We start from the raw sequence: 22162 nt of genomic DNA, 5'->3' as shown, positions 1-22162 counted from the left end.
TTATGAGCCTTAGGGATAAGGCGAAAAGTCTGAGAATGCACAACGTTATATGAGCACAACACCGATACAACGGGAATATTTCCTCGACTCGATCCGGGCATGGCTGATGCTATTGGGGATCCCCTTTCATATTTCACTGATTTACTCCAGCCACACGTGGCATGTTAATAGCCAGATGCCTTCCTGGTGGCTGACGCTGTTTAATGACTTTATTCACGCCTTCCGCATGCAGGTGTTTTTTGTCATCTCCGGCTATTTCTCGTACATGCTGTTTTTACGCTATCCGCTTAAGCGGTGGTGGAAAGTGCGCGTCGAACGCGTGGGCATTCCCATGCTGACCGCCATCCCGCTGCTGACGCTGCCGCAGTTCATTATGCTGCAGTACGTTAAAGGCAAGGCGGAGAACTGGCCGAATCTCTCGCTGTATGAAAAGTACAACACGCTGGTCTGGGAGCTGGTGTCTCACCTCTGGTTCCTGCTGGTGCTGGTGGTGCTCACCACGGTCAGTCTGGTGATTTTCAGCCGCCTGCGCCGTCATCTCAGCACGACAGCAGACACCTTCTTCGCCAACATCACCCTGGGCAAATTGTCGGTGCTCTTCTTACTGCTGGGGATCGCCTATGCCGCGGTGAGACGCACGCTGTTTATCGTCTATCCACCGATACTGAGCGACGGCCTGTTTAATTTTGTGGTGATGCAGTCGCTGTTCTACATTCCGTTCTTTTTAATTGGCGCGCTGGCCTTTATTCATCCGAAGCTTAAAGCGCTGTTTACCACCCCGTCACCGTGGTGCGCGTTGGGTGCGGCCATCGCGTTTGCGGCCTACTTGCTGAACCAGCGCTACGGGAGCGGCGACGCCTGGATGTATGAAACGGAAAGCGTGATCACCATGCTGCTGGGCTTGTGGATGGTGAACGTGGTGTTCGCGCTCGGCCACCGTTTGCTGAACTTTAAGTCCAGCCGCGTGACCTACTTCGTCAATGCCTCACTGTTTATCTATCTGGTGCACCACCCGTTGACGCTGTTCTTCGGGGCATACATCACGCCGCATATCGCCTCGAACACGCTGGGCTTTTTTACCGGGCTGGTGTTTGTGGTGGGGGTTGCCATCGTACTCTATGAGATCCATCTGCGGATCCCTCTCCTGCGCTTCCTGTTTTCAGGAAAACCACAGGCGAAAGCCGCCTGACCCGCGCGGCGCACTCACGGTGCGCCGCCTTCGCTTCAGCTCTCCAGCTCTTGTCTGCGCTGAGTCAAAAGTCGCTGATAAAGATGCGTGGTGTCGTCGTCAAAACAGACAAAAATCACCTTCTCTGGCAGCGGTTTGAGTGACAGATAACGGTAGACGGTATCTACGGCGATGGCCGCCGCAGCTGCCTTTGGATAACCATACACGCCGGTGCTGATGGCCGGAAACGCCATTGTTTTGTAGCCGTTGTCGGCGGCGAGCCGCAGACAGTTTCGGTATGCCTCCTCCAGAAGGCTCGCTTCATGCTGGTCGCCGCCGTGCCAGACTGGCCCGACAGCATGAATCACCGCTTTGGCAGGAAGGTTGCCCGCAAGCGTAATGACCGCATGGCCCGGAGGACATTCGCCCTGTTGCTGCCGCACGATTTTACAGGCTTCCAGCAGCTGCGGTCCGGCAGCGCGGTGAATAGCGCCATCCACACCGCCTCCCCCCATCAGGGAAGGATTGGCCGCATTGACGATGACATCGACGTGCATTGTCGTAATATCGCCATGAATCACTTCTATTTGCGGTTTCATAAAACCCCTCTGCTACCCGCCTTTTTCTTAAGTGTATCGCAGAGGTGTTCTTGAGAAAAAACTATCAGACAAAAACCGCTTCCGCCGACTGTCGAAAGCCCGAGGACTAACGGTACTGGATCTGCACAACCGCGAGCGTTTTTTCAGGATTAAGGTACTTCATACTGAGCGTCGCGAGGCTGGAATCGGTCACCTTGCCGTTAAGCGCCTCTTCGTAGCTCACCCTGCGCGTTTGCATATGGTTATTTTCCGGGCATGACATTGCAAAATGCTGCTGTTGCGGCGTAACTTCACAAGGATCGGCAACAATTGCACCGCGAAAATGAATGACACCGCCTTCCGCCAGGGTGGCGGAATAAGCTGGCATAATAAAAGCAGAAACGATCAGGCCCAAACCTGAAATAAGATGAGCAAAAGTATAGGTCACGATATGTACTCCTCAATGAAAATCGTCCTTGAGGGGCAAACGCGCTTCATTATGCAAACGAAGTCTCACGTTACGGAACATTACGACTCAGTTCCTGATAACAGCATAGCTCAAGGGCGAAGAGTCGCCACATTCGCAACACATTGATTTCATGAATAATTAGAGCGCGCTCCCCGCAGGCGACCACTGCTGTGATAAATGAAGTGTTTTTCCATCAGTGACGGTGACGACGATTTTTACCGTGTCTCCCGCAGTAATAGTTAAACGCAGGCGCATTAAATCAATCGGCTGATTAGCGGGAATAAAAAATATATTTTGCTGCCGCGAAGTACTTTGCCCACTCTGCCCTTTCCGCAAAGCGACAATCTGAACCTGGCAATCACACGGTTCCGCCAATATGACCTGCGGAATAATGGTGGTGATATTTTCCTGCTGTGACGTTTTAAAGGTGATCTGGCTGGAAAGTGCGGCAAGGAGAATTAAGGTATTCATGGTGAACCCCCGAAAAAAAACAGGGCATCAGCCCTGTTTTTTGTGGCACAAATTTCAGTTTCAGTACTGATGCGCTGTCGCGTGGTTACCAAAGCCGATCTGGGTAACGTTGACGGTTGAGTTAGACGCAGTCTGGTCTACGAGCGCGCCGTTAAGCCCGCCGTACTGGCTAACATTCATAACGGATTTTTTGCTGTTCCACTGATCGAGTGTCGCACTGTTGCCAAAACCGTTCTGGGTCAGGTTGATTTTACTGTCGTCAGAACCCTGCCCAACGTCAGCACCGTTACCACCACCGGTCTGGCTAATGTTCAGAACGGAATTTCTGGCATCAGTCTGCAGCGCCAGCGCGGAGTTACCGCCACCATTCTGATAAATATTCAGGGTTGAATTTGGACCACTGTATCCGCCCTGGCCATGACCGTGTCCATGCCCCCATCCACCCTGATTAATCATACCCGCCATAGCACTACCAGAAACGACGATTGCTGCAAGTGCTGCCACTTTGATAAATTTCATGGTAAACCCCCATCGGATTGATTAACGTCGCCGCGAAATAACTAGCGCTGGATAACGCGAATTGCCATTTGCGACTGTTTCTGCACTACAACTGCGGTTTTCTGCGTACCGTACTGCGTAATATTTGCTCTGTTACCCGACCCTTTCTGGATAATTTTCGCACTATTACCATATCCAGCTTGCGTAATACCTGCATCGTTCCCGTTACCGCTCTGATCGATCCAGGCAATATTGTAAGTCCCTGATTGATCAACTCTCGCTCTGTTGCCTGCCCCGTCCTGGGAAACGACGGATAAGAGTCTCGAACCTTCCTGGTGAATTTGAGCGTCATTAAATACGCCCTGTTGACCAATAATGGCTGCCTGATTTAATGATGAACGACTCAATTCATTAACCGCGAAATTATATTCAGCATTAGCCAAATCTGAATTAGCCGCGGTTACAAATCCAGGCGCACCCAGTAATGTAAACATCATAAATAACGTTGTGTTTTTCATGTTGTCACCCTGGACCCGCTACCTGAAAACACCATAATCATATTTCGCGTTAAACGACCCGTTTGTTTGTTAACGCGTCGTTACGGTGAAGAGTATGTCTGCGGAAACATTTTAAATATCTCACCCGCGCGGCTTATTTTTATTTTTCAGGTCACCACAAAGTTGTAATTTGCACCATAAAACACATTCCGAATGTTGGTTTTATTTTTTTATAGAATATGTATGCCTGACATGTTGTACAACGACGAGAAGGCTGTCCATGCCGCCTCCCGCGTTGTTTAAGCGTAACGGCAGGATGACATTTTTTTTAGTGCGTGACACAAGGCGACTTTTCTTAAGCTGGAAAGCACAGAACGCCAGGACTTAGAAAGCATCAGTCACTCATACCTGAACAAAAACGATATAGAATAATAAATATTCATAAATTTCAGCATATTGAGAATATTTGTATGATTTTTAAAATCTGTGCATTGCTATTTACATGTACAACTTTCATATCAAATAACGACTTTAAAAATCCGCAATTTTCACAAATTAATATTGATTTTTACATCTCGTTACATGATTAACACTTGCTTTAAAATTCGTAAAAGCTAGATTGAAATTAGATGTACGAAATTGGTTTTATATTTACCTCCCTGCGGAGGTTATGTTCTGATTTTACACACAGCAGTGCAACATCTGTCAGTACTTCTGGCGCCCTCTTCTTTACGGGAGGGCAGCTGTCAGGTGCCAAAAATAAGTGGGGTTTCATCATGTATAATGAAGTCCATAGTTTACATGGTCATACATTACTGTTGATCACAAAACCTTCTCTGCAAGCGACAGCGTTATTACAACATTTAAAGCAATCTTTATCACTGAACGGAAAATTGCATAATATTCAACGTTCTTTTGATGATATTGCGCCTGGCAGCATCATTCTGTTTGATATGATGGAAGCCGATAAAAAGCTTATCCATTACTGGCAAGATAACTTAAGCAGGAAAAACAATAATATCCGGGTGTTATTATTGAATACGCCTGACGAATACCCTTTCAGAGATATTGAAAGCTGGCCGCATATCAATGGCGTGTTCTACGTCACTGAAGAAGAAGTTCGGGTGGTGGATGGTCTGCAAGGCATACTGCGAGGCGAGTGCTATTTCTCGCAAAAGCTCGCCAGCTACCTCATCACGCACTCCGGAAATTACCGCTATAGCAGTTCGGAATCCGCACTGCTCACGCACCGTGAGAAAGAGATCCTGAACAAACTACGCATTGGTGCTTCAAATATTGAAATCGCCCGTTCGTTATTTATCAGCGAAAATACGGTAAAGACGCACCTTTATAACCTTTTCAAGAAGATAGCTGTTAAAAACCGAACTCAGGCTGTTTCATGGGCAAACGATAACCTCAGGCGTTAAACACATGAAGCGCACGTTGAGTTGGATCGCCGCAGCGAGTTTCCTGCTCGCTGCAGGGAACCTTCAGGCCGTTGAGGTTGAAGTTCCCGGATTGTTAACTGACCACACCGTCTCATCGATTGGGCACAGTTTTTATCGGGCCTTCAGCGATAAATGGGACAGTAGCTATACGGGTAATTTAACAATCAACGAGCGGCCCAGTGCACGTTGGGGAAGCTGGATAACTATAACGACCAATCAGGACGTTATTTATCAGACCTTTTTATTCCCGACGAAAATAGACTTCGATAAAAACGTAGCCTTAGCACTGGCTCAAACTGAAGACGCTATTAATCGCCTGCAAATAGATAAAGCGCTATTAAGCACCAGCGATTTAGCAAAAGACGAGTTCTAGCGAACCGATATGCGGAGGCTGTCATGCGTATTGCATATGCAGTTGTTTCGATCATGCTTATTGTTCCCCTGAGCTGGGCCGGAAATATGACCTTCCAGTTCCGTAACCCTAACTTTGGCGGTAACCCCAACAACGGCGCCTTCCTGCTGAATGAGGCCCAGGCGCAAAACTCCTATAAAGATCCGAGTTATAAGGACTTTACCGTTGATACCCCTTCCGCACTGGATAACTTCACCCAGGCCATCCAGTCGCAGATTTTGGGAGGCTTACTGACCAACATTAATACCGGCAAGCCCGGGCGAATGATGACCAACGACTTTATTGTCGACATCGCCAACAGGGACGGGCAGCTTCAGTTGAACGTGACCGATCGTAAAACCGGTAAAACCTCCACCATTGAGGTTTCCGGTCTGCAAAATAATTCAACTGACTTTTAAACAATAGCTAAATAAGGACAACGATCATGCAGCGCTTCCTGATATTTGTTGCAGTGTGCTTATTGAGCGGTTGTTTAACTGCTCCGCCTAAAGAAGCTGCAAAACCCACATTAATGCCGCGGGCCCAGAGTTATCGTGATTTAACCCATTTGCCTTCACCTACGGGCAAGATATTTGTCTCGGTATACAACATTCAGGATGAAACCGGGCAATTTAAGCCTTACCCGGCAAGTAACTTCTCCACCGCGGTGCCGCAAAGCGCCACCGCCATGCTGGTGACTGCACTTAAAGATTCGCACTGGTTTATTCCGCTGGAACGCCAGGGATTGCAAAACCTGTTAAATGAACGAAAAATTATTCGTGCCGCGCAGGAGAATGGCACCGTCGCGGACAATAACCGCACGCCTCTGCAGTCTCTGGCGGCGGCAAACGTGATGATTGAAGGGTCGATTATCGGCTACGAGAGCAACGTGAAATCGGGCGGCGTGGGGGCTCGCTACTTCGGTATCGGCGCAGATACCCAATACCAGCTCGACCAAATTGCGGTTAACCTGCGCGTCGTTAACGTTAGCACCGGTGAAGTGCTCTCTTCGGTCAACACCAGCAAAACGATATTGTCTTATGAAGTTCAGGCCGGGGTATTCCGCTTCATCGATTACCAGCGCCTGCTGGAGGGTGAAATTGGTTACACCTCTAATGAACCGGTCATGATGTGTCTGATGTCAGCCATCGAAACCGGCGTGATCTTCTTAATCAACGATGGAATCGAGCGCGGACTGTGGGATCTGCAAAACAAAGCAGACGTGCAGAACCCGATCCTGGTGAAATACCGTGATATGTCGGTGCCTCCGGAATCCTGACAGGAAGCGCATAAAAAAGGCGAGATGATTATCTCGCCTTTTTTTATTCACTCACCGCGGTGATGTTTTGCGTTTTTTCTCGTCGCGCCGCCAGCCAAAGACCGCTGTTCTTCATCGCATAGCCAAACAGCAAGCCCAGCGCCAGGGAAGGAACCACCAGCTTCCAGTCCCCCTGCCCGGCAAAGGTCGCGCAGGCTCCCATAAAGGTACCCGGTACAAACGACAGCAGAAGATGCTTCGCCTGGATGCACATCAGGAAGGCGACGACACCCGTCATGACGTACCCCAGTATCTCAAGATGCGGCGCCAGCGCGCTGCTCTTCATGATAACCAGCGCCCAGATAACGCCGCTCATCAGGGTGCACCCCGAGATAAAGAGTCCTTTCAGCCCGCCCTGCGGGCAGGCGAAATAGGCCGTGCAGCCCAGAAAGCCAGCCCAGCTTAACAAACCGAGAGACACCGCCACCCATCCCCAAATGCCGGAGAGAATGCCCGTCGTAATCGCAATACAAAGTAATATGTTCATGGCGCGCATCTTAGCAGAAGCGCGCCATGGAAATGAGATCAGAAGCACATTACGTGCAAGTTGAAATGTATCGTTGCAGATTTTTTGTGACTTAAATCACTCTTCGTTCTCTTCTTCCAACTCGTCCCACATTGCTGCGATGGCGTCACGCGTCAGCGGGGCCAGCGTTCGCCAGAACGGAGAGGTGGCGTGCGCTTCAACTTTGCCAAGGAAGGTTCCCACCCACGGCAGCAGGTACGTCTCGAAGAGAGTCTCGATGGCTTCATTTTCATCGTCACCAGCGTTGTCTTCGATCCAGGACGCGGCCAGCAGCAGCGTACCGATATGATCGGCTGGGGTATCGCTCAGCGGCATCCCACGCGCGGAGAGGAATGCACGCACTTCCGCTTCGGTTGCCCCTTCCTGCCAGGCAGAACGATACGGCGATACGCGGCACTCTTCCCCCACGAACAGCGCGTTATAATCCGTTGAGATCTGCTGCATATCGCAGCTTTTCTGCAGGCGTTCCAGTAACTCATCCTGTTCCAGCGGCCAGTTCTGCGCCAGCTTACCTTCGCGAATCAGCGTAAACAGCGGAACCAGCAGCGGGTCCTGCGGCTGGCGGTAGTATAAAGAACCCAGCACGCGGCAAAGGATGGAGAATTCATTCATTGTTTTATTCCGTTATTCAATTAAAGATCGGCAAATTCATCAATCGGCGTCATGCCGCGCGATTCAAGGAAGTCGAGCATACGACGCGGCGTGACGTTCAGGATCTGCGCTTCGGGGAAATCGACGTCCTGCAGTATTTTCAGGCACTCGCTAAAATCCCCCAGCGTGAAGGCCGTGTGCGAATCCGAGCCCAGCGCCACCATACCACCGGCATCCCGCACGGCGGCAGCGACTTCACGACAGTTGGCTTCACTGCCTTTACGCGAGTGCACGAACGAGGAGTTATTAATCTCCAGCGCCACGCGGTGTTTCGCCGCGGCCTGCGCTACGGCCTGAATATCAATCGGGTACTTCGGGTTGCCCGGGTGGCTGATGATGTGCACGTTGCCGCTGGCAATAGTGGCAATCATCGCCGCGGTATTGGTCTCTTTATCCTGCGGCGGGAAAACCGGCTCATGGAAACCGGCGAGGATCAGATCTAACGAGGTCAGCATCGGGCCGGTGCAGTCGATTTCACCGTCGGTATTTTTGATGTTCGCCTCAATGCCGCGCAGTATCCCAATGCCGTCCACCAGACGTGGCCAGATACGCATATTCACAAAATGCCAGTAGTGCGGCGCATCCGCCATATCCGGACCGTGATCGGTGATCGCGAACAGCTTGATGCCCTTAAGCTTCGCCTGGGCGATATAATCATGGAGGTTGCTATACGCGTGGGTGCTGGCGACGGTGTGCATATGCAGGTCAACGGGATACATCTTTCTCTCCTCTGCGTTTTTTCCAAAGGATAGCAGTTATCAGCGGCGAATATTAGCAAAAACCCGGCGAACGCCGGGTTTCTCTCAGTAGCCGCGCTGTCGGTCGACCTGTCCGGTGACCGGGTTACCCTTCTCAAGTTCGCCAATGGTGTGGGAGATGTAAGCCACGGCCTCAGCCGGTCGCGTCACGGCGGCCACGTGCGGTGTCATGGCCACGCGCGGGTGTCGCCACAGCGGGCTTTCCTCCGGCAGCGGCTCACGGCTGTAGACATCCAGCATGGCCCCTTTTAGCTTGCCGCTGTCCAGCGCCTTCAGCAGATCGGCTTCAACCAGATGCACGCCGCGCGCCAGGTTCATCAGGTAGCTCTGATCGTCCAGCTGGTTGAGCAGTCCTTCATTGATAATACCCACCGTTTCCGCCGTGTTTGGCAGCAGGTTGATCAGCACACGTGTGCCGTTCAGAAAGGCCGGAAGCTCATCCGTTCCGGCAAAGCTCTCTACGCCAGGATAATCTTTGCGGCTGCGGCTCCAGCAGCGCAGCGGGAAGCCCCACGGCGCGAGCGCTTCTGCCACTTTCGAACCCAGCACGCCCGCGCCGAGGATACCAACGGTAAACGCTTCGCGGGGATATTCTGGCAGCGGCTCCCAGTGAGATTGCTGTTTAAACGCCTGATAGTCATCAAAGCGGCGGAACCAGTGCAGAACCTGGCTGACGGCATATTCCTGCATTTGCTGGCCCATACCGGTATCTTCGAGGCGGAACAGGGGAATATCTTCCGGCAGCATTTCGGGGTGTGCTTTCAGCTTGCTCAGAATGGAATCCACGCCGGCTCCGAGCGCGAACACGGCCTTCAGCTTACGGCCCTGGAGCATTTCTACCGGCGGATGCCAGACCAGCGCGTAGTCAGCATGTTCGTTATCGCCCCGCTTCCACTCACGAACGCGAGCGCCCGGCAGAGCCGCAGAAAGTGCTTTAATCCAGTAAGCCGTATCAAAAGTGGGGTGATAGAAGAGTATATCCATAGTCAATCCTGCCTTTTCTTGCGCTGTTTTGTTTTCATTTTCAACCGGATTGCCAGCATAACAAATTTCTCAGGAAGCCGTGCTGCTGATAAAAGAGGCGCTTTTCGCACATTTCGGAATCATGTTGCCTGAAGTTTGTCTAAACGCGCTAAATTACTGAAAAAGTGGGTTGACGGCAGTTCGGCTTTTCCTTACATTAGCGCCCGTCCCGACAACAACGGGATGACAATATGGTGAGGTGTCCGAGTGGCTGAAGGAGCACGCCTGGAAAGTGTGTATACGGCAACGTATCGGGGGTTCGAATCCCCCCCTCACCGCCATATTCAAGTTGAGAGCTCGTACGAAAGTACGGGCTTTTTTCTTTTATATTCTCCGTAAGGGGGGATTCGAACTTTGCAGCCTCTGCGGTAAATGTGTCGGGTGGCGCTGCGCTTACCCGACCTACAAAGAATTTACTCCTCCACCATCCGCGCATATTCTTCGGTAAGAAAATCCACCAGCGTTCTGACGGACGGCAGCAAACCTCGCCTGGAGGGATAAACAGCGTGAATCACTTCCCGTCGGGGTTCCCATGCGTCCAGCACCCGTACCAGTTCCCCTGATGCCAGCTGATCCTTGACCATTAAAATCGGCAGCTGCACCACGCCCACCCCCGCCATCGCCGCTTCACGCAGCGCCAGCATGTCGGTGGTAATAAAGCGCGGCGCGTAATGAATCGCGGCTTTCGCCCCCTCAGGCCCGCTCAGCTCCCATCTGTGCAGTTGCTTTCCCACCCCCATGCTCAAACCCGGCCATTCACTCAGTTCAGAGGGCACGGCAGGGTTGCCCATCCGCTCAATCAGCGCAGGGCTCGCCACAAGACAGTGCCCTCTGTCTGCCAGCACCCTTAACACCAGATCGCTGTCGTCAAACGGACGTGGACGCACGCGGATCGCCACGTCGATGCCCTCACCCACCAGATCAACCCGCCGGTTGGTGGCTTCAAGCTGAAGATTGATCCCCGGATAGCGCGCCATAAACCGCGCCAGCATGGGCCCAACGTGCACGTGCAGCAAGGTGACGGGACAGGTGATCCTGACCACGCCGCGCGGCTCAGCCTGCAACGCCGCCACTGCCTCTTCCGCCGCCTCGGCCTCTACCAGCATCGCCTTGCAGTGCTGATAGAAGGTCTGCCCCACCTCCGTCACCGTAAACTGCCGGGTGGTACGCTGGATCAACCGCACGCCAAGGCGCTCTTCCAGCTGGGCAATCCGGCGGCTCAGTTTTGACTTAGGCTGATCGTGCGCCCGTCCTGCCGCCGCAAACCCGCCATGGTCCACCACCTTCACAAACCACGCGAAATCATTGAGATCCTGCATACGCCCTCATCGTTCCATTTTCAGAACAGTGAATGTCATTTTCACTATCTACCGGGATATTAACTCTGAATATAAGCTAATTACATCAACAGAACATCAGGAGTTAATCATGAAAAACGTAACAGGCGTTTATACCGCACCTCGTCCGCACTGGGTCGGTGACGGTTTTCCGGTTCGTTCGATGTTTTCGTACCAGACGCACGGCGAGCCGCTGAGCCCGTTTCTGCTGCTGGACTATGCCGGGCCGTACACCTTCCCGGCGGACGGCGCGAAACGCGGCGTGGGCGAGCATCCTCATCGCGGCTTTGAAACGGTCACTATCGTCTACTCCGGCGAAGTGGAGCATCGCGACTCCACCGGCAGAGGCGGCGTCATCGGCCCCGGCGATGTCCAGTGGATGACCGCGGGCGCGGGCATCCTGCACGAGGAGTTTCACTCCAGCGCCTTCGCACAGAAAGGCGGCGAACTGAAAATGATGCAGCTGTGGGTCAACCTGCCCGCCAGGGACAAAATGGCGACGCCCGGTTACCAGAGCATCACCAAAGCCGATATCCCGGTGGTCACGCTGCCGGATAACAGCGGCACGCTGCGGGTCATCGCTGGCCGTTTTGAGGATGTGACGGGCCCGGCCCATACCTTCTCACCGCTGAACGTGTGGGATCTGTCGCTGCACCAGGGCAGCCATCTGACGCTGAATCAGCCCGAAGGCTGGAGCACGGCGCTGGTAGTACTTGAGGGCAGCGTTACGGTCAACGGCAGCACGCCAGCGGGTGAAGCGCAGCTGGTCGTGCTGAGTCAGAGCGGCGACAGGCTGCATCTGGAAGCGAACAGCGACGCGAAAGTGCTGCTGATGGCCGGTGAGCCGCTGAATGAACCCATTGTGGGCTACGGCCCGTTTGTGATGAACAGTAAAACCGAGATCGCCGAGGCTATTCGCGATTTCAACTCCGGCCGCTTTGGCCAGATCTAAACGTAATAAAGGAGCGCAATATGTCTACCCCTGCAAACTTCAACGGTGCACGTCCCGTCATTGACGTAAATGATGCTGTCATGCTGCTTATCGACCACCAGAGCGGGCTGTTCCAGACCGTCGGCGACATGCCCATGCCGGAGCTGCGCGCCCGTGCGGCGGCGCTGGCAAAGATCGCCACGCTGGCGAAGATCCCGGTGATCACCACCGCCTCCGTTCCACAGGGACCGAACGGCCCGCTTATCCCGGAGATCCACGCCAACGCACCGCATGCGCAGTATGTGGCCCGCAAAGGTGAAATCAACGCCTGGGATAACCCGGAATTCGTGGCGGCGGTGAAAGCCACGGGCCGTAAAACGCTGATTATCGCGGGCACGATCACCAGCGTCTGCATGGCCTTCCCGTCCATCAGCGCGGTGGCGGACGGGTATAAAGTGTTTGCGGTGATTGATGCTTCCGGCACCTACAGCAAAATGGCGCAGGAGATCACCCTGGCGCGCGTGGTTCAGGCCGGTGTGGTACCGATGGATACCGCTGCGGTGGCCTCTGAGATCCAGCGAACCTGGAACCGTGAAGATGCGGGTGAATGGGCTGAGGTATACACCCACATCTTCCCGGCTTACCAGCTGCTGATCGAAAGCTACGGCAAAGCGCAGGAAGTGGTGAAAAACAGCGAAGTGCTCGATTCACAGCGTTAATCCTCCGCTGTGCGGCATAAGCTGATTAAGGCTTAACCGAACAAGCACGAATGCAGAAAATCTGCTTGACCGCTTTCGCGCAACTCCCTATAGTAGCGCCCCGTTGCCCCCCAAGCGGTCAGGCAGCAAAACAATATGGTGAGGTGTCCGAGTGGCTGAAGGAGCACGCCTGGAAAGTGTGTATACGGCAACGTATCGGGGGTTCGAATCCCCCCCTCACCGCCATATTTAAAGAAGAGCTCGCATGAAAATGCGGGCTTTTTTTTCGCATGTTGCACGCCTGTGGGGGGATGAGAACCCCCGACCGGGGTTCGACAACTGGCGCAGCCAGTTGGACAGACTGAGAGCGCAGCGAACAGGCTGCCCGCAGGGCGAGCGAAGCGAGTCAATCCCCCCCTCACCGCCATATTTAAAGAAGAGCTCGCATGAAAATGCGGGCTTTTTTTTCGCATGTTGCACGCCTGTGGGGGGATGAGAACCCCCGACCGGGGTTCGACAACTGGCGCAGCCAGTTGGACAGACTGAGAGCGCAGCGAACAGGCTGCCCGCAGGGCGAGCGAAGCGAGTCAATCCCCCCCTCACCGCCATATTTAAAGAAGAGCTCGCATGAAAATGCGGGCTTTTTTTTCGCATGTTGCACGCCTGTGGGGGGATGAGAACCCCCGACCGGGGTTCGACAACTGGCGCAGCCAGTTGGACAGACTGAGAGCGCAGCGAACAGGCTGCCCGCAGGGCGAGCGAAGCGAGTCAATCCCCCCCTCACCGCCATATTTAAGATGAGAGCTCGTACGAAAGTACGGGCTTTTTTCTTTTATATTCTTCGTAAGGGGGGGGATGAGAACCCCCGACCGGGGTTCGACAACTGGCGCAGCCAGTTGGACAGACTGAGAGCGAAGCGAACAGGCTGCCCGTAGGGCGAGCGAAGCGAGTCAATCCCCCCCGGTGCGACACGAGCTACCTCACCTACTAAAAAAGAAAGCCCGTACAAAAGCACGGGCCTTCTTATTCTATTCCTCAGCTACTCAACTTCCCTGCCGGCTGCTTTCCTTCGGGAGATGAAACCTGCCCAGGATTAGCAATATTCTCATCCCTACGCTCCTCCAGCCAGTAATCCGCATTTTTAATCCCCAGCCGAATGGGGTCAAACTGTGGATCCAGCCCCTGCGCGTTCTGAATTTCATAATCCTTCAGGCTGGCAAACGCTTTTTTATGCAGCAGAACAATGGCAATAATGTTGAGCCATGCCATCAGCCCTACGCCAATATCCCCAAGGCCCCAGGCCAGATCCGCGGTACGAACCGTGCCATACACCGTCGAAGCCATCAGACATAACTTAAGCAGGAAGGTCAGCCACGGGCGGTGAATTTTACGGTTGATGTAGGCGATATTCGTTTCAGCGATGTAGTAATAAGCAATGATCGTGGTGAAGGCAAAGAAGAACAGCGCAATGGCAACAAAGTAATTACCAAAGCCCGGCATCATACTTTCCATCGCCGTCTGGACATAGCCCGGCCCCGCGGCCACGCCTGCAATCCCGGTATACAGCGCCGCGCCGTCGACGCCCTGCACGTTATACAACCCGGTAATCAGCAGCATGAACCCTGTCGCGGAGCAGACAAACAGCGTATCAATGTAGACCGAGAATGCCTGAACCAGCCCCTGCTTCACCGGATGGCTCACCGCCGCCGCCGATGACGCGTGCGGTCCGGTTCCCTGCGCCGCCTCGTTGGAATAAACCCCGCGCTTAACGCCCCACATAATTGCCTGACCGAGGATGGCGCCAAAGCCTGCTTCCAGGCCGAATGCACTTTTCCAGATCAGCAGAATCACTGAAGGGAGTTGGTTAATATTAATGGCGATAATAACGCAGGCGACAATAATATAGCCGAGAGCCATAAATGGCACCACCATGCTGCTAAAACTGGCGATCCTTTTCACACCACCGAAAATAATAAAACTTAACAGCACCGCAAGTAATGCCGCCGTGACGTTCGGACTCAGACCAAAGGCAATATCCAGGCTCGCACCAATCGAGTTTGCCTGTACGCCCGGAAGTAATAACCCGCAGGAGAAAATAGTCACAATCGCAAATAACCATGCGTACCACTTCACCCCTAACCCTTTTTCAATATAAAAGGCAGGACCACCGCGATATTCCCCGTTTATTTTTTCTTTATAAACCTGACCAAGAGTAGATTCGACAAATGCTGAACTAGCGCCTAAAAACGCCACTATCCACATCCAGAAAAGCGCGCCCGGCCCGCCAAAGGTAATTGCCGTAGCCACACCGGCGATATTCCCTGTCCCCACGCGGCCTGCCAGCGTCATCGTCAGCGCCTGAAACGACGATACGCCTGCATCGGTAGGACGCCCCTGGAACATCAGGGTAATCATATGTTTCATGTGACGTAATTGCAGAAAGCGACTACGAAGTGAGAAATAGAGGCCAACACCCAGACATAAAAATATTAACGCAGGACTCCAGATTACTCCATTAATAGCACCAACCAGTTCGTTCATGTGTGACCCTCAGCGTGATGTTTCGGGGAAACGGATCCCCTGTTGTGTTTCTTCTTAGAATTTTGTGCGAACAAGTACGAAACATAGATAACTCCCCTGAAGACACCAACTTAATTTTTACTTCGTAGTAATGTTCTGTGACAACATTCACGTTTAATTTTTAACTAACAATTAGCGCGATCATTATATTCATAGATATTTTGTGGGTATTATAAACACATGTCACACTTCTACCACTCAAATAAAAACCAGCCGAATATAAATAAATAATCGAAATGATTAATTATGAATAACAGGTGAGGTATGCAAAGAATAAATAACGCTTCCCGGCATAACGCCGGGAAGAAATGGCTTAAAAAGAATGATCTTAATCGGAATACACTTCCAGCGTCCGTTGACACAGCGCTGAACGCACACAGTCCTCTTTGGTGAAACGTACCACCCCAATCATCTCATCTTCCTCAAAACGTGACATCGCGTCGCTCAACCCGGACTTCACGCCGGATGGCAGGTCACACTGGGTAATATCGCCGTTAACGATAACCGTCACGTTCTCCCCGAGGCGCGTTAAGAACATCTTCATTTGCGCAGCGGTCACGTTCTGAGCCTCGTCAAGAATGACGACCGCATTTTCAAATGTACGTCCGCGCATATAGGCGAACGGCGCGATTTCCACCTTGCCAATCTCTGGTCGCAGGCAGTACTGCATAAAGGATGCACCCAGTCGCTTCACCAGCACGTCATAGACGGGCCTGAAGTACGGAGCAAACTTCTCCGAAATATCCCCGGGCAGGAAACCGAGATCTTCATCAGCTTGCAGTACAGGACGGGTAACAATAATGCGTTCCACGTCCTTATGGATCAGCGCTTCCGCCGCTTTGGCCGCACTGATCCAGGTTTTACCGCATCCGGCTTCACCGGTTGCAAAGATGAGCTGTTTACTCTCGATAGCATTCAGGTAGTGCGCCTGAGCCTCATTGCGCGCCACAATTGGAGAATTATCACGGCTGTCTCGGGCCATGCCAATTGCTTCTACGCCACTCATCTGCACAAGCGAGGTGACCGATTCTTCTTCACGCTGTTTATGGCTACGTGAATCCCGTCTCAGCACACGTTTTGCTTCGCGACGAGCTTTGATCACTGCTTTTTGTCTTCCCATGGATAGCACCTTGAGTTGTTGGTATTCATCACACGCGCCAGCTTCGGCACGATTATGCGCACGAACATCAGAGGGTTGGCTTCCTTGTAAGCCATTGCTTGCTTTATCGGATGACAATACGGAACGGCTACGCGCACCGTTCTGCACGTCGGTCGAATCAGATTCTTGAGGTGTGGGGGAGAATTTAGTGGTGAGGAAATCGCTGCCGGAGTCTGAGCCTCCGCGCCGGGTGCTGCGGTTGTTATGTTTACCTTGTCCAGTACAGGACGCAACCATTCGCGATCTCCATAGTGATTCAGCATCACTGCCGGGAACTACCGCTGTCTTATCTTAAGTACATCAGGAGTTATCATAAATGCAACATTTATTTTACCTGAATGCAACTTTTAAGACTACTCCTGCAGCGGAATCAGTCTCATATATGAATATTACAGAAATATAACAACAAGATAGTCATATGAAAAAATAATGTCCCCGCGAACTATCGCAGGGACAATTATCAGGCTTCGATCAGCCCTTGTGCGAGGTACGCGTTCCGGTCGCGCGGGCCAGGCAGAGCAAAGAAATAGCCGCCGCCGATAGGTTTTATATACTCTTCCAGCGCTTCGCCGTTCAGCCGCTTCTGCACGGTCAGGAAGCCTTTCTCCAGATCGTGCTGATAGCAGACGAACAGCAGCCCCATATCAAGCTGGCCGGAGTTGGTCACGCCCAGCGAATAGCTGTAGCCACGGCGCATCATCAGGCTGGACTGCGTCTCTTTGGTGCGCGGGTTGGCAAGGCGAATATGGCTGTCGAGCGCGATAACGTCGCCATCCGGATCGCTCGCGTAGTCAGGCACGTCATGCTCGTGCTTCATCCCCAGCGGCGCCCCGCTCTGCTTGTCGCGGCCAAAAATGGTCTGCTGCTCTTTAAGCGGCGTGCGGTCCCAGAACTCCACGTGGAACTGGATAATGCGCACCGCCTGATAGCTGCCGCCCACCGCCCACGCCGGTTCGTCCTGGTTCGCCGTCACCCACACCACGTCTTTCATCAACGCCGCATCGCTGCTGTCCGGGTTGGCCGTACCGTCCTTAAAGCCCAGCAGGTTTACCGGCGTCTCTTTGCCTTTGCTGCGCGCGGCGTGATCGGAGATAAACCCTTCCCGCTTCCAGCGCACGCTCAGCAGATCCGGCGTATGTTTGATGATATCGCGCAGGGCGTGGATCACCGTGTCCTGGGTATTGGCGCAAATCTGCAGGAGCAGATCGCCGTGGCACAGCGCCGCGTCGAGGGAGTCATTCGGGAAGCGCGTCATTTTCTGCAGCGCTTTCGGCTTCTGTTTTGCCAGGCCGTAGCGCTCATCAAACAGCGACTCGCCCACCGAGACGGTAATGGTCAGGTTATCCGGGGCGATAAACGCCCCGAGGATACCGGAATCCATCGGCGGCAGGCGCGGGTTCGGCGTCTCCGGTGCCGGACCGCCCGCGGTAAGAAACGCGATGCGCGTCGTCAGCAGGCGGAACAGACGCTCCAGATCCGCCTTATCGCTGGCCAGCGAATCAAAGGCCACCAGCATCATGGAAGCCTGCTGTGGCGTCAGAATACCCGCCTGGTGCTCCCCGTAAAACGGCTGCGTCTCCATGCGGGCATCCGGCGACAGCGTGCCGGGCGCGCTTTGCGGTTTTGCCGCGTGCGCCACCGGGCAGCCACCGGCCAGGGCAAGCGCGCCGCCCAGCGCCCCTACCCCTTTTAGCAAACGACGTCGGGAAGGTTCCGCCACGTCGTACTCGTCGTGCTTGTTCATCGTGCTTAGTCCAGACCCAGAACGCCACGCAGCAGGGAGAGATCTTCCGCCAGGGTGGTAATCGGGCCTTTCAGCGCGTTACGGTCGGCGTCGGTTAGCTTGTCATAAGTTTCGAAACCGTCTTTAGTGCGATACTTCGCCAGGATGGTGTCGACTTTTTTGAAGTTGGCATCCACTTTCGCCAGCAGTTCGCCGTTCTCTTTTTGCAACTGAGGACGCAGCAGATCGACAATCTTCTGTGCGCCGTCGACGTTAGCCTGGAAGTCCCACAGGTCGGTGTGACTGTAGCGATCCTCTTCACCGCTGATTTTGCTGGCAGCCACTTCTTCAATCAGACCGGCCGCGCCGCCCACCACCTTCGACGGCGGGAAGGCCAGCTCGCTGATGCGCTTTTGCAGCTCCAGCACGTCGGTGTTCAGCTGCCCGGCGTATTTCTCCATCCCTTTGGTGGAGTTATCACCAAACAGTGCTTTTTCCAGACGGTGGAAGCCGGTGAATTTCGGATCGGCGGCCTTCTGCTCGTAGTCGTCTTCACGGGCATCAATGCTGCCATCAAGGTCAGAGAACAGCTCGGCAATCGGTTCGATGCGCTCGTAATGCTGACGAGTTGGCGCGTACAGGGATTTCGCTTTCTCGATATCGCCCGCTTTCACCGCGTCGGTAAAAGCTTTGGTGCCCGCGACCAGGTCCGCCGTCTCTTTGGTGACGTAGGCTTTATAGGCGGTGATGGCCTCACCCAGGCTCAGCAGGGCATCGCCCTTCGCGGCATCCTTCGTGGCGTCGCCCTTCACGATCAGCTTGCCTTTCGGATTGGTCAGCAGCCCGCAGGTCATGTCGTATTCACCCGGCTGCAGGTTGGCGGTCATCTTCTGGCTGAAGCCCGGCGCGATATTCTCGCGCTCTTCCACCACCATCACGCCTTTAAGGATCTCCCACTCCAGCGCCTTCTGGCTGTGGTTCTGAATGATAAACTGGGTTTTGCCGCTGTTAACCGTGATGGTCATCGGCTCACACTGCTTATCGTTAACGGTGACTTTTACTTGCGGAATATCTGCCGCCTGAGCGGTGAAAGTAGAAGCGAACAGCGCGGCAATGCCTGCGCATAACGCATTACGACGGAACTGAATTGCCATGACTCTTCCCTTAAAAAGTATGTTGTAACTAAAGCGATAATTATGGCGCGACGCGCGACGCCTGCGAGCCGGTACGCGGCGGCATCGCGAACAGCACCAGCGCCGGAACCAGATAGATAAAGTACATCGCCACTTCGCTGACGCTTGGCGTTTCCTGGTAGCCGAAGATGCCTTCGAGCAGGGTGCCGGTCAGAGAATGGGTGGAGAGAACGTGGCTGAGATCGAACGCCACGTCCTGGAAGTGGTTCCACAGGCCCGCCTCGTGGAAGGCGCGGATCGCCCCTGCCGCCAGCCCTGCCGCCACCAGCAGAATAAACAGGCTGGTCCACTTGAAGAACGCGCCGAGGTTAAGACGAATGCCGCCCCAGTAAAGCAGAAAGCCCAGCACCACCGCGGTTGCCAGCCCGAGCATAGCGCCAACCGGCGGCCAGATGCCGACATCCTGTTGAAACGCCGCCAGCAGGAAGAAAACAGACTCCAGGCCTTCACGCGCGACGGCGAAAAAGACCATCAGGATCAGCGCCCAGCCGTGATGGTTGCCTTTTTGCAGGGCGTTATCCACCGCCTGCTCCAGCTGCACCTTCACGTTGCGGGAAACTTTGCGCATCCAGAAGACCATCCACGTCAGTATGAATACCGCAATCGCGGCGACGATACCTTCAAACAGCTCCTGCTCTTTCTGGGGGAATTCGCCGGTGGTTTCATTGATGAGAATACCCAGCCCCAGGCAGAGCGCCGCGGCAAGGAAGACGCCAACCCACATCACGCCAATCCAGCGCCCGCGCTGGGTGCGCTTCAGATAGCTGGCGATAAGGCTGACAATCAGGGCCGCTTCAAGCCCTTCACGTAACATAATGAGAAATGGAACAAACATGCCGACACCTTAAATGTTTATCGCGGTCAACTGATGCAAAGAAAGGTAAATCCTTGTGATAGTGATTATCATTACGGCGAAAAGAAACACAAGCGAAATGTGTGGTGATTTGATGACGAGTTGTAACCGCATCGCAGGATAATAATTCCAATCGTTACGATTGCGTTTATAAGTTATAGCGAAAATGCCCATTTACGGTTAATCAACGCTGTGGCTAAATGTCCGCCTCGAAAACCAACCGAAAATAAACCATGTTTAAAATTGTCCATTTCCTGCTGGCGCTCGTGATTATTCTTGCGCTTGCCTGGCTGGTGAGTTTCGACCGCCGAAAAATTCGCCTTCGCTATGTTTTACAGCTGATCGTTATTGAAATTGCTCTGGCATTTTTTTTCCTGCACGCAGAAAGCGGCCTGTTTATTATTAAATACGTCTCCGGCTTCTTTGAATCGCTGCTTAAATTCGCCTCTGAAGGGACAAATTTCGTCTTTGGCGGCATGGGTGAAAAAGGACTGGCGTTCATTTTCCTTGGCGTGTTGTGCCCGATAATTTTTATTTCCGCGCTGATTGGTATTCTCCAGCACTGGCGAATTTTGCCGATATTTATTCGGATTATCGGAACGCTGCTGTCAAAACTGAACGGCATGGGCAAGCTGGAATCCTTTAATGCGGTAAGTTCGCTGATCCTCGGCCAGTCGGAAAACTTCATTGCCTACAAGGGCGTGCTGGGGGATCTCTCCTCGCGTCGTCTGTTCACCATGGCCGCAACCGCCATGTCGACGGTCTCCCTGTCGATTGTCGGGGCCTATATGACCATGCTGGACGCCAAATTTGTCGTCGCGGCGCTGATCCTGAACATGTTCAGCACCTTTATTATTCTCTCGGTCATTAACCCGGTGCGTCCGGAAGCGGAGCCGGATATCAGGCTGGAAAAGCTGCACGAATCCCAGAGCTTCTTCGAAATGCTGGGCGAGTATATTCTGGCCGGTTTTAAGGTGGCGATGATTATTCTGGCGATGCTGATTGGCTTTATCGCCCTTATTAGCGCCGTTAACGCCCTCTTCTCCAGCGTATTCGGCATGAGCTTCCAGCAGATTTTAGGCTATGTGTTTTATCCGCTGGCGTGGCTTATTGGTATTCCGCTGAGCGATGCCTTAAACGCGGGCAGCATTATGGCAACCAAGCTGGTAGCGAATGAATTTGTGGCGATGATTGAGCTGCAAAAAATCGCTCATCAGATGTCACCGCGCGGGCTGGGCATTTTGTCCGTCTTCCTGGTATCGTTCGCGAACTTCGCGTCCATCGGCATTGTGGCCGGGGCGATTAAGGGTCTGAACGAGCAGCAGGGGAACGTGGTGTCGCGGTTTGGTCTGCGCCTGGTGTACGGCGCGACGCTGGTGAGCCTGCTGTCGGCGAGCTTTGCGGGATTGGTGTTGTAAATTGCTTTGCTACAAAATAATAACGGCGGGATTTCCCGCCGTTTTTATTAAAACTGCACGCACACCGGCTGGTCGACGCGCATTACCGACTCCTGCGCGAAGCGTGATTTATAAATCCCGCGTAACGCTTCGATATTTGTTTCACTCTGCGCGTCTTTACCGTGGATCAGCATCAACGCTTTGCTGGGCTCACGCGCCACTTTCCCGTCGTTCCCCAGCCACTGCCCGCGCGCATCAAATACCGTTAAGCCATCGCGAAAGCGCGGCGTCACGTCCTGGTCAACAAACTGCTGCCACTCGTTGCTGGTGATCTGCGCCCCGGCAGGGCGATTCAAGCCAAAATAGAGCGTGGTCTGCTGCATCTGGTTCTCCGCTTTGCAGGTCTCTACCGCCGCGCGCTGCGTGGGAGCGTTACAACCCGCCAGAAGCATTAATGCTGCCACCATTAACCCTGTTTTAATCATCATTTATCAT

24 protein-coding genes, 2 tRNA genes and 4 other RNA genes are annotated in these 22162 nt (G+C 53.4%); 14 read left to right on the top strand and 16 right to left on the bottom strand.

The window, feature by feature from the left end:
* Nucleotides 1–49: 49 nt before the first annotated feature.
* Nucleotides 50–1189, top strand: coding sequence for a glucans biosynthesis protein MdoC (gene mdoC / locus MX657_RS08710; protein WP_346808109.1), 1140 nt, complete (start codon nt 50–52; stop codon nt 1187–1189).
* Nucleotides 1190–1224: 35 nt separating this feature from the next.
* Here the strand turns inward: mdoC and ymdB are convergent, their stop codons facing one another.
* The 5 genes from ymdB to csgB form a co-directional block, all read right to left on the bottom strand.
* Nucleotides 1225–1767, bottom strand: a complete 543-nt coding sequence (gene ymdB, locus MX657_RS08705; RefSeq protein ID WP_119914863.1) for an O-acetyl-ADP-ribose deacetylase — start codon at nt 1765–1767, stop codon at nt 1225–1227.
* A gap of 106 nt (nt 1768–1873) precedes the next feature.
* A complete protein-coding gene (locus MX657_RS08700; RefSeq protein WP_254629696.1) occupies nt 1874–2134 on the bottom strand; it encodes a type 1 fimbrial protein in 261 nt (86 codons plus the stop codon).
* A 219-nt stretch (nt 2135–2353) separates the two neighbouring features.
* Entirely contained in the window at nt 2354–2686 is a 333-nt protein-coding gene (gene csgC / locus MX657_RS08695; protein WP_346808106.1) for a curli assembly chaperone CsgC, read from the bottom strand.
* 60 nt (nt 2687–2746) lie between these two features.
* Entirely contained in the window at nt 2747–3205 is a 459-nt protein-coding gene (gene csgA / locus MX657_RS08690) for a curli major subunit CsgA (protein ID WP_080327570.1), read from the bottom strand.
* A gap of 41 nt (nt 3206–3246) precedes the next feature.
* Nucleotides 3247–3702 carry a curli minor subunit CsgB gene (gene csgB / locus MX657_RS08685; protein WP_346808104.1) on the bottom strand — a complete coding sequence of 152 codons (456 nt, stop codon included), beginning with the start codon at nt 3700–3702 and terminating at the stop codon, nt 3247–3249.
* A gap of 755 nt (nt 3703–4457) precedes the next feature.
* On the opposite strand from csgB, the gene csgD reads away from it, so the two are divergent.
* The 4 genes from csgD to csgG are packed head-to-tail and all read left to right on the top strand — an operon-like array spanning nt 4458 to nt 6799.
* Nucleotides 4458–5108: a biofilm master transcriptional regulator CsgD gene (gene csgD, locus MX657_RS08680; RefSeq protein ID WP_346808537.1), complete on the top strand. Its 651-nt coding sequence runs from the start codon at nt 4458–4460 to the stop codon at nt 5106–5108.
* Between the two features lie 4 nt (nt 5109–5112).
* Nucleotides 5113–5502: a curli production assembly/transport protein CsgE gene (csgE, locus tag MX657_RS08675; protein ID WP_080327572.1), complete on the top strand. Its 390-nt coding sequence runs from the start codon at nt 5113–5115 to the stop codon at nt 5500–5502.
* Between the two features lie 23 nt (nt 5503–5525).
* Nucleotides 5526–5939 carry a curli production assembly/transport protein CsgF gene (csgF, locus tag MX657_RS08670; RefSeq protein WP_219367011.1) on the top strand — a complete coding sequence of 138 codons (414 nt, stop codon included), beginning with the start codon at nt 5526–5528 and terminating at the stop codon, nt 5937–5939.
* Nucleotides 5940–5965: 26 nt separating this feature from the next.
* Nucleotides 5966–6799, top strand: coding sequence for a curli production assembly/transport protein CsgG (gene csgG / locus MX657_RS08665; protein ID WP_119914866.1), 834 nt, complete (start codon nt 5966–5968; stop codon nt 6797–6799).
* A 43-nt stretch (nt 6800–6842) separates the two neighbouring features.
* Here the strand turns inward: csgG and MX657_RS08660 are convergent, their stop codons facing one another.
* The 4 genes from MX657_RS08660 to ghrA all read right to left on the bottom strand — a co-directional run bounded on the left by MX657_RS08660 (nt 6843) and on the right by ghrA (nt 9757).
* On the bottom strand, nt 6843–7325 hold the full coding sequence (locus MX657_RS08660) for a DUF1097 domain-containing protein (RefSeq protein ID WP_133300898.1): 483 nt from the start codon (nt 7323–7325) through the stop codon (nt 6843–6845).
* 96 nt (nt 7326–7421) lie between these two features.
* On the bottom strand, nt 7422–7976 hold the full coding sequence (locus MX657_RS08655) for a TorD/DmsD family molecular chaperone (protein ID WP_080327575.1): 555 nt from the start codon (nt 7974–7976) through the stop codon (nt 7422–7424).
* A gap of 20 nt (nt 7977–7996) precedes the next feature.
* Nucleotides 7997–8734, bottom strand: coding sequence for a phosphatase (locus tag MX657_RS08650; RefSeq protein WP_119914868.1), 738 nt, complete (start codon nt 8732–8734; stop codon nt 7997–7999).
* 84 nt (nt 8735–8818) lie between these two features.
* The gene (gene ghrA, locus MX657_RS08645; RefSeq protein WP_080327577.1) at nt 8819–9757 is read right to left on the bottom strand and encodes a glyoxylate/hydroxypyruvate reductase GhrA; all 939 of its coding nucleotides are present in this window, start codon (nt 9755–9757) and stop codon (nt 8819–8821) included.
* Nucleotides 9758–9989: 232 nt separating this feature from the next.
* Here ghrA and MX657_RS08640 point away from each other — a divergent pair.
* A tRNA-Ser gene (locus MX657_RS08640) sits at nt 9990–10077 on the top strand.
* Between the two features lie 132 nt (nt 10078–10209).
* Here the strand turns inward: MX657_RS08640 and MX657_RS08635 are convergent.
* On the bottom strand, nt 10210–11115 hold the full coding sequence (locus tag MX657_RS08635; protein ID WP_346808099.1) for a LysR family transcriptional regulator: 906 nt from the start codon (nt 11113–11115) through the stop codon (nt 10210–10212).
* Nucleotides 11116–11224: 109 nt separating this feature from the next.
* Here MX657_RS08635 and MX657_RS08630 point away from each other — a divergent pair, with 109 nt between their 5' ends.
* The 7 genes from MX657_RS08630 to MX657_RS08600 all read left to right on the top strand — a co-directional run bounded on the left by MX657_RS08630 (nt 11225) and on the right by MX657_RS08600 (nt 13733).
* Nucleotides 11225–12085: a pirin family protein gene (locus tag MX657_RS08630; protein WP_336238513.1), complete on the top strand. Its 861-nt coding sequence runs from the start codon at nt 11225–11227 to the stop codon at nt 12083–12085.
* Nucleotides 12086–12105: 20 nt separating this feature from the next.
* Nucleotides 12106–12783, top strand: coding sequence for an isochorismatase family protein (locus tag MX657_RS08625; protein ID WP_080327580.1), 678 nt, complete (start codon nt 12106–12108; stop codon nt 12781–12783).
* Nucleotides 12784–12920: 137 nt separating this feature from the next.
* Nucleotides 12921–13008, top strand: a tRNA-Ser gene (locus MX657_RS08620).
* 44 nt (nt 13009–13052) lie between these two features.
* Nucleotides 13053–13189: non-coding RNA, RtT sRNA (locus MX657_RS08615), on the top strand.
* 44 nt (nt 13190–13233) lie between these two features.
* Nucleotides 13234–13370, top strand: a non-coding RNA gene (locus MX657_RS08610) — RtT sRNA.
* Nucleotides 13371–13414: 44 nt separating this feature from the next.
* Nucleotides 13415–13551: non-coding RNA, RtT sRNA (locus MX657_RS08605), on the top strand.
* Between the two features lie 45 nt (nt 13552–13596).
* Nucleotides 13597–13733, top strand: a non-coding RNA gene (locus MX657_RS08600) — RtT sRNA.
* 64 nt (nt 13734–13797) lie between these two features.
* Here the strand turns inward: MX657_RS08600 and MX657_RS08595 are convergent.
* The 5 genes from MX657_RS08595 to efeU all read right to left on the bottom strand — a co-directional run bounded on the left by MX657_RS08595 (nt 13798) and on the right by efeU (nt 20252).
* Nucleotides 13798–15303 carry an alanine/glycine:cation symporter family protein gene (locus MX657_RS08595; protein ID WP_119914872.1) on the bottom strand — a complete coding sequence of 502 codons (1506 nt, stop codon included), beginning with the start codon at nt 15301–15303 and terminating at the stop codon, nt 13798–13800.
* A 367-nt stretch (nt 15304–15670) separates the two neighbouring features.
* Nucleotides 15671–16462 (bottom strand): phosphate starvation-inducible protein PhoH, encoded by a 792-nt coding sequence (phoH, locus tag MX657_RS08590; RefSeq protein ID WP_173647354.1) that lies wholly within the window; start codon nt 16460–16462, stop codon nt 15671–15673.
* 499 nt (nt 16463–16961) lie between these two features.
* Nucleotides 16962–18245, bottom strand: a complete 1284-nt coding sequence (gene efeB, locus MX657_RS08585) for an iron uptake transporter deferrochelatase/peroxidase subunit (protein ID WP_119914873.1) — start codon at nt 18243–18245, stop codon at nt 16962–16964.
* Nucleotides 18246–18250: 5 nt separating this feature from the next.
* Entirely contained in the window at nt 18251–19378 is a 1128-nt protein-coding gene (gene efeO / locus MX657_RS08580; RefSeq protein WP_080327584.1) for an iron uptake system protein EfeO, read from the bottom strand.
* A 40-nt stretch (nt 19379–19418) separates the two neighbouring features.
* Nucleotides 19419–20252 carry an iron uptake transporter permease EfeU gene (gene efeU, locus MX657_RS08575; protein WP_119914874.1) on the bottom strand — a complete coding sequence of 278 codons (834 nt, stop codon included), beginning with the start codon at nt 20250–20252 and terminating at the stop codon, nt 19419–19421.
* 251 nt (nt 20253–20503) lie between these two features.
* On the opposite strand from efeU, the gene MX657_RS08570 reads away from it, so the two are divergent.
* The gene (locus tag MX657_RS08570) at nt 20504–21688 is read left to right on the top strand and encodes a NupC/NupG family nucleoside CNT transporter (protein ID WP_080327587.1); all 1185 of its coding nucleotides are present in this window, start codon (nt 20504–20506) and stop codon (nt 21686–21688) included.
* A 47-nt stretch (nt 21689–21735) separates the two neighbouring features.
* On the opposite strand, the gene MX657_RS08565 is transcribed toward MX657_RS08570, so the two are convergent.
* Nucleotides 21736–22155 (bottom strand): DUF3574 domain-containing protein, encoded by a 420-nt coding sequence (locus tag MX657_RS08565; protein ID WP_217479830.1) that lies wholly within the window; start codon nt 22153–22155, stop codon nt 21736–21738.
* Nucleotides 22156–22162: the final 7 nt, after the last annotated feature.

The organism is Enterobacter chuandaensis (assembly GCF_039718975.1).
In the GTDB taxonomy this organism is placed as follows: domain Bacteria; phylum Pseudomonadota; class Gammaproteobacteria; order Enterobacterales; family Enterobacteriaceae; genus Enterobacter; species Enterobacter chuandaensis.
Note: the sequence above shows the minus strand (reverse complement) of the source record. Positions and strands in the feature narration are given on the sequence as shown.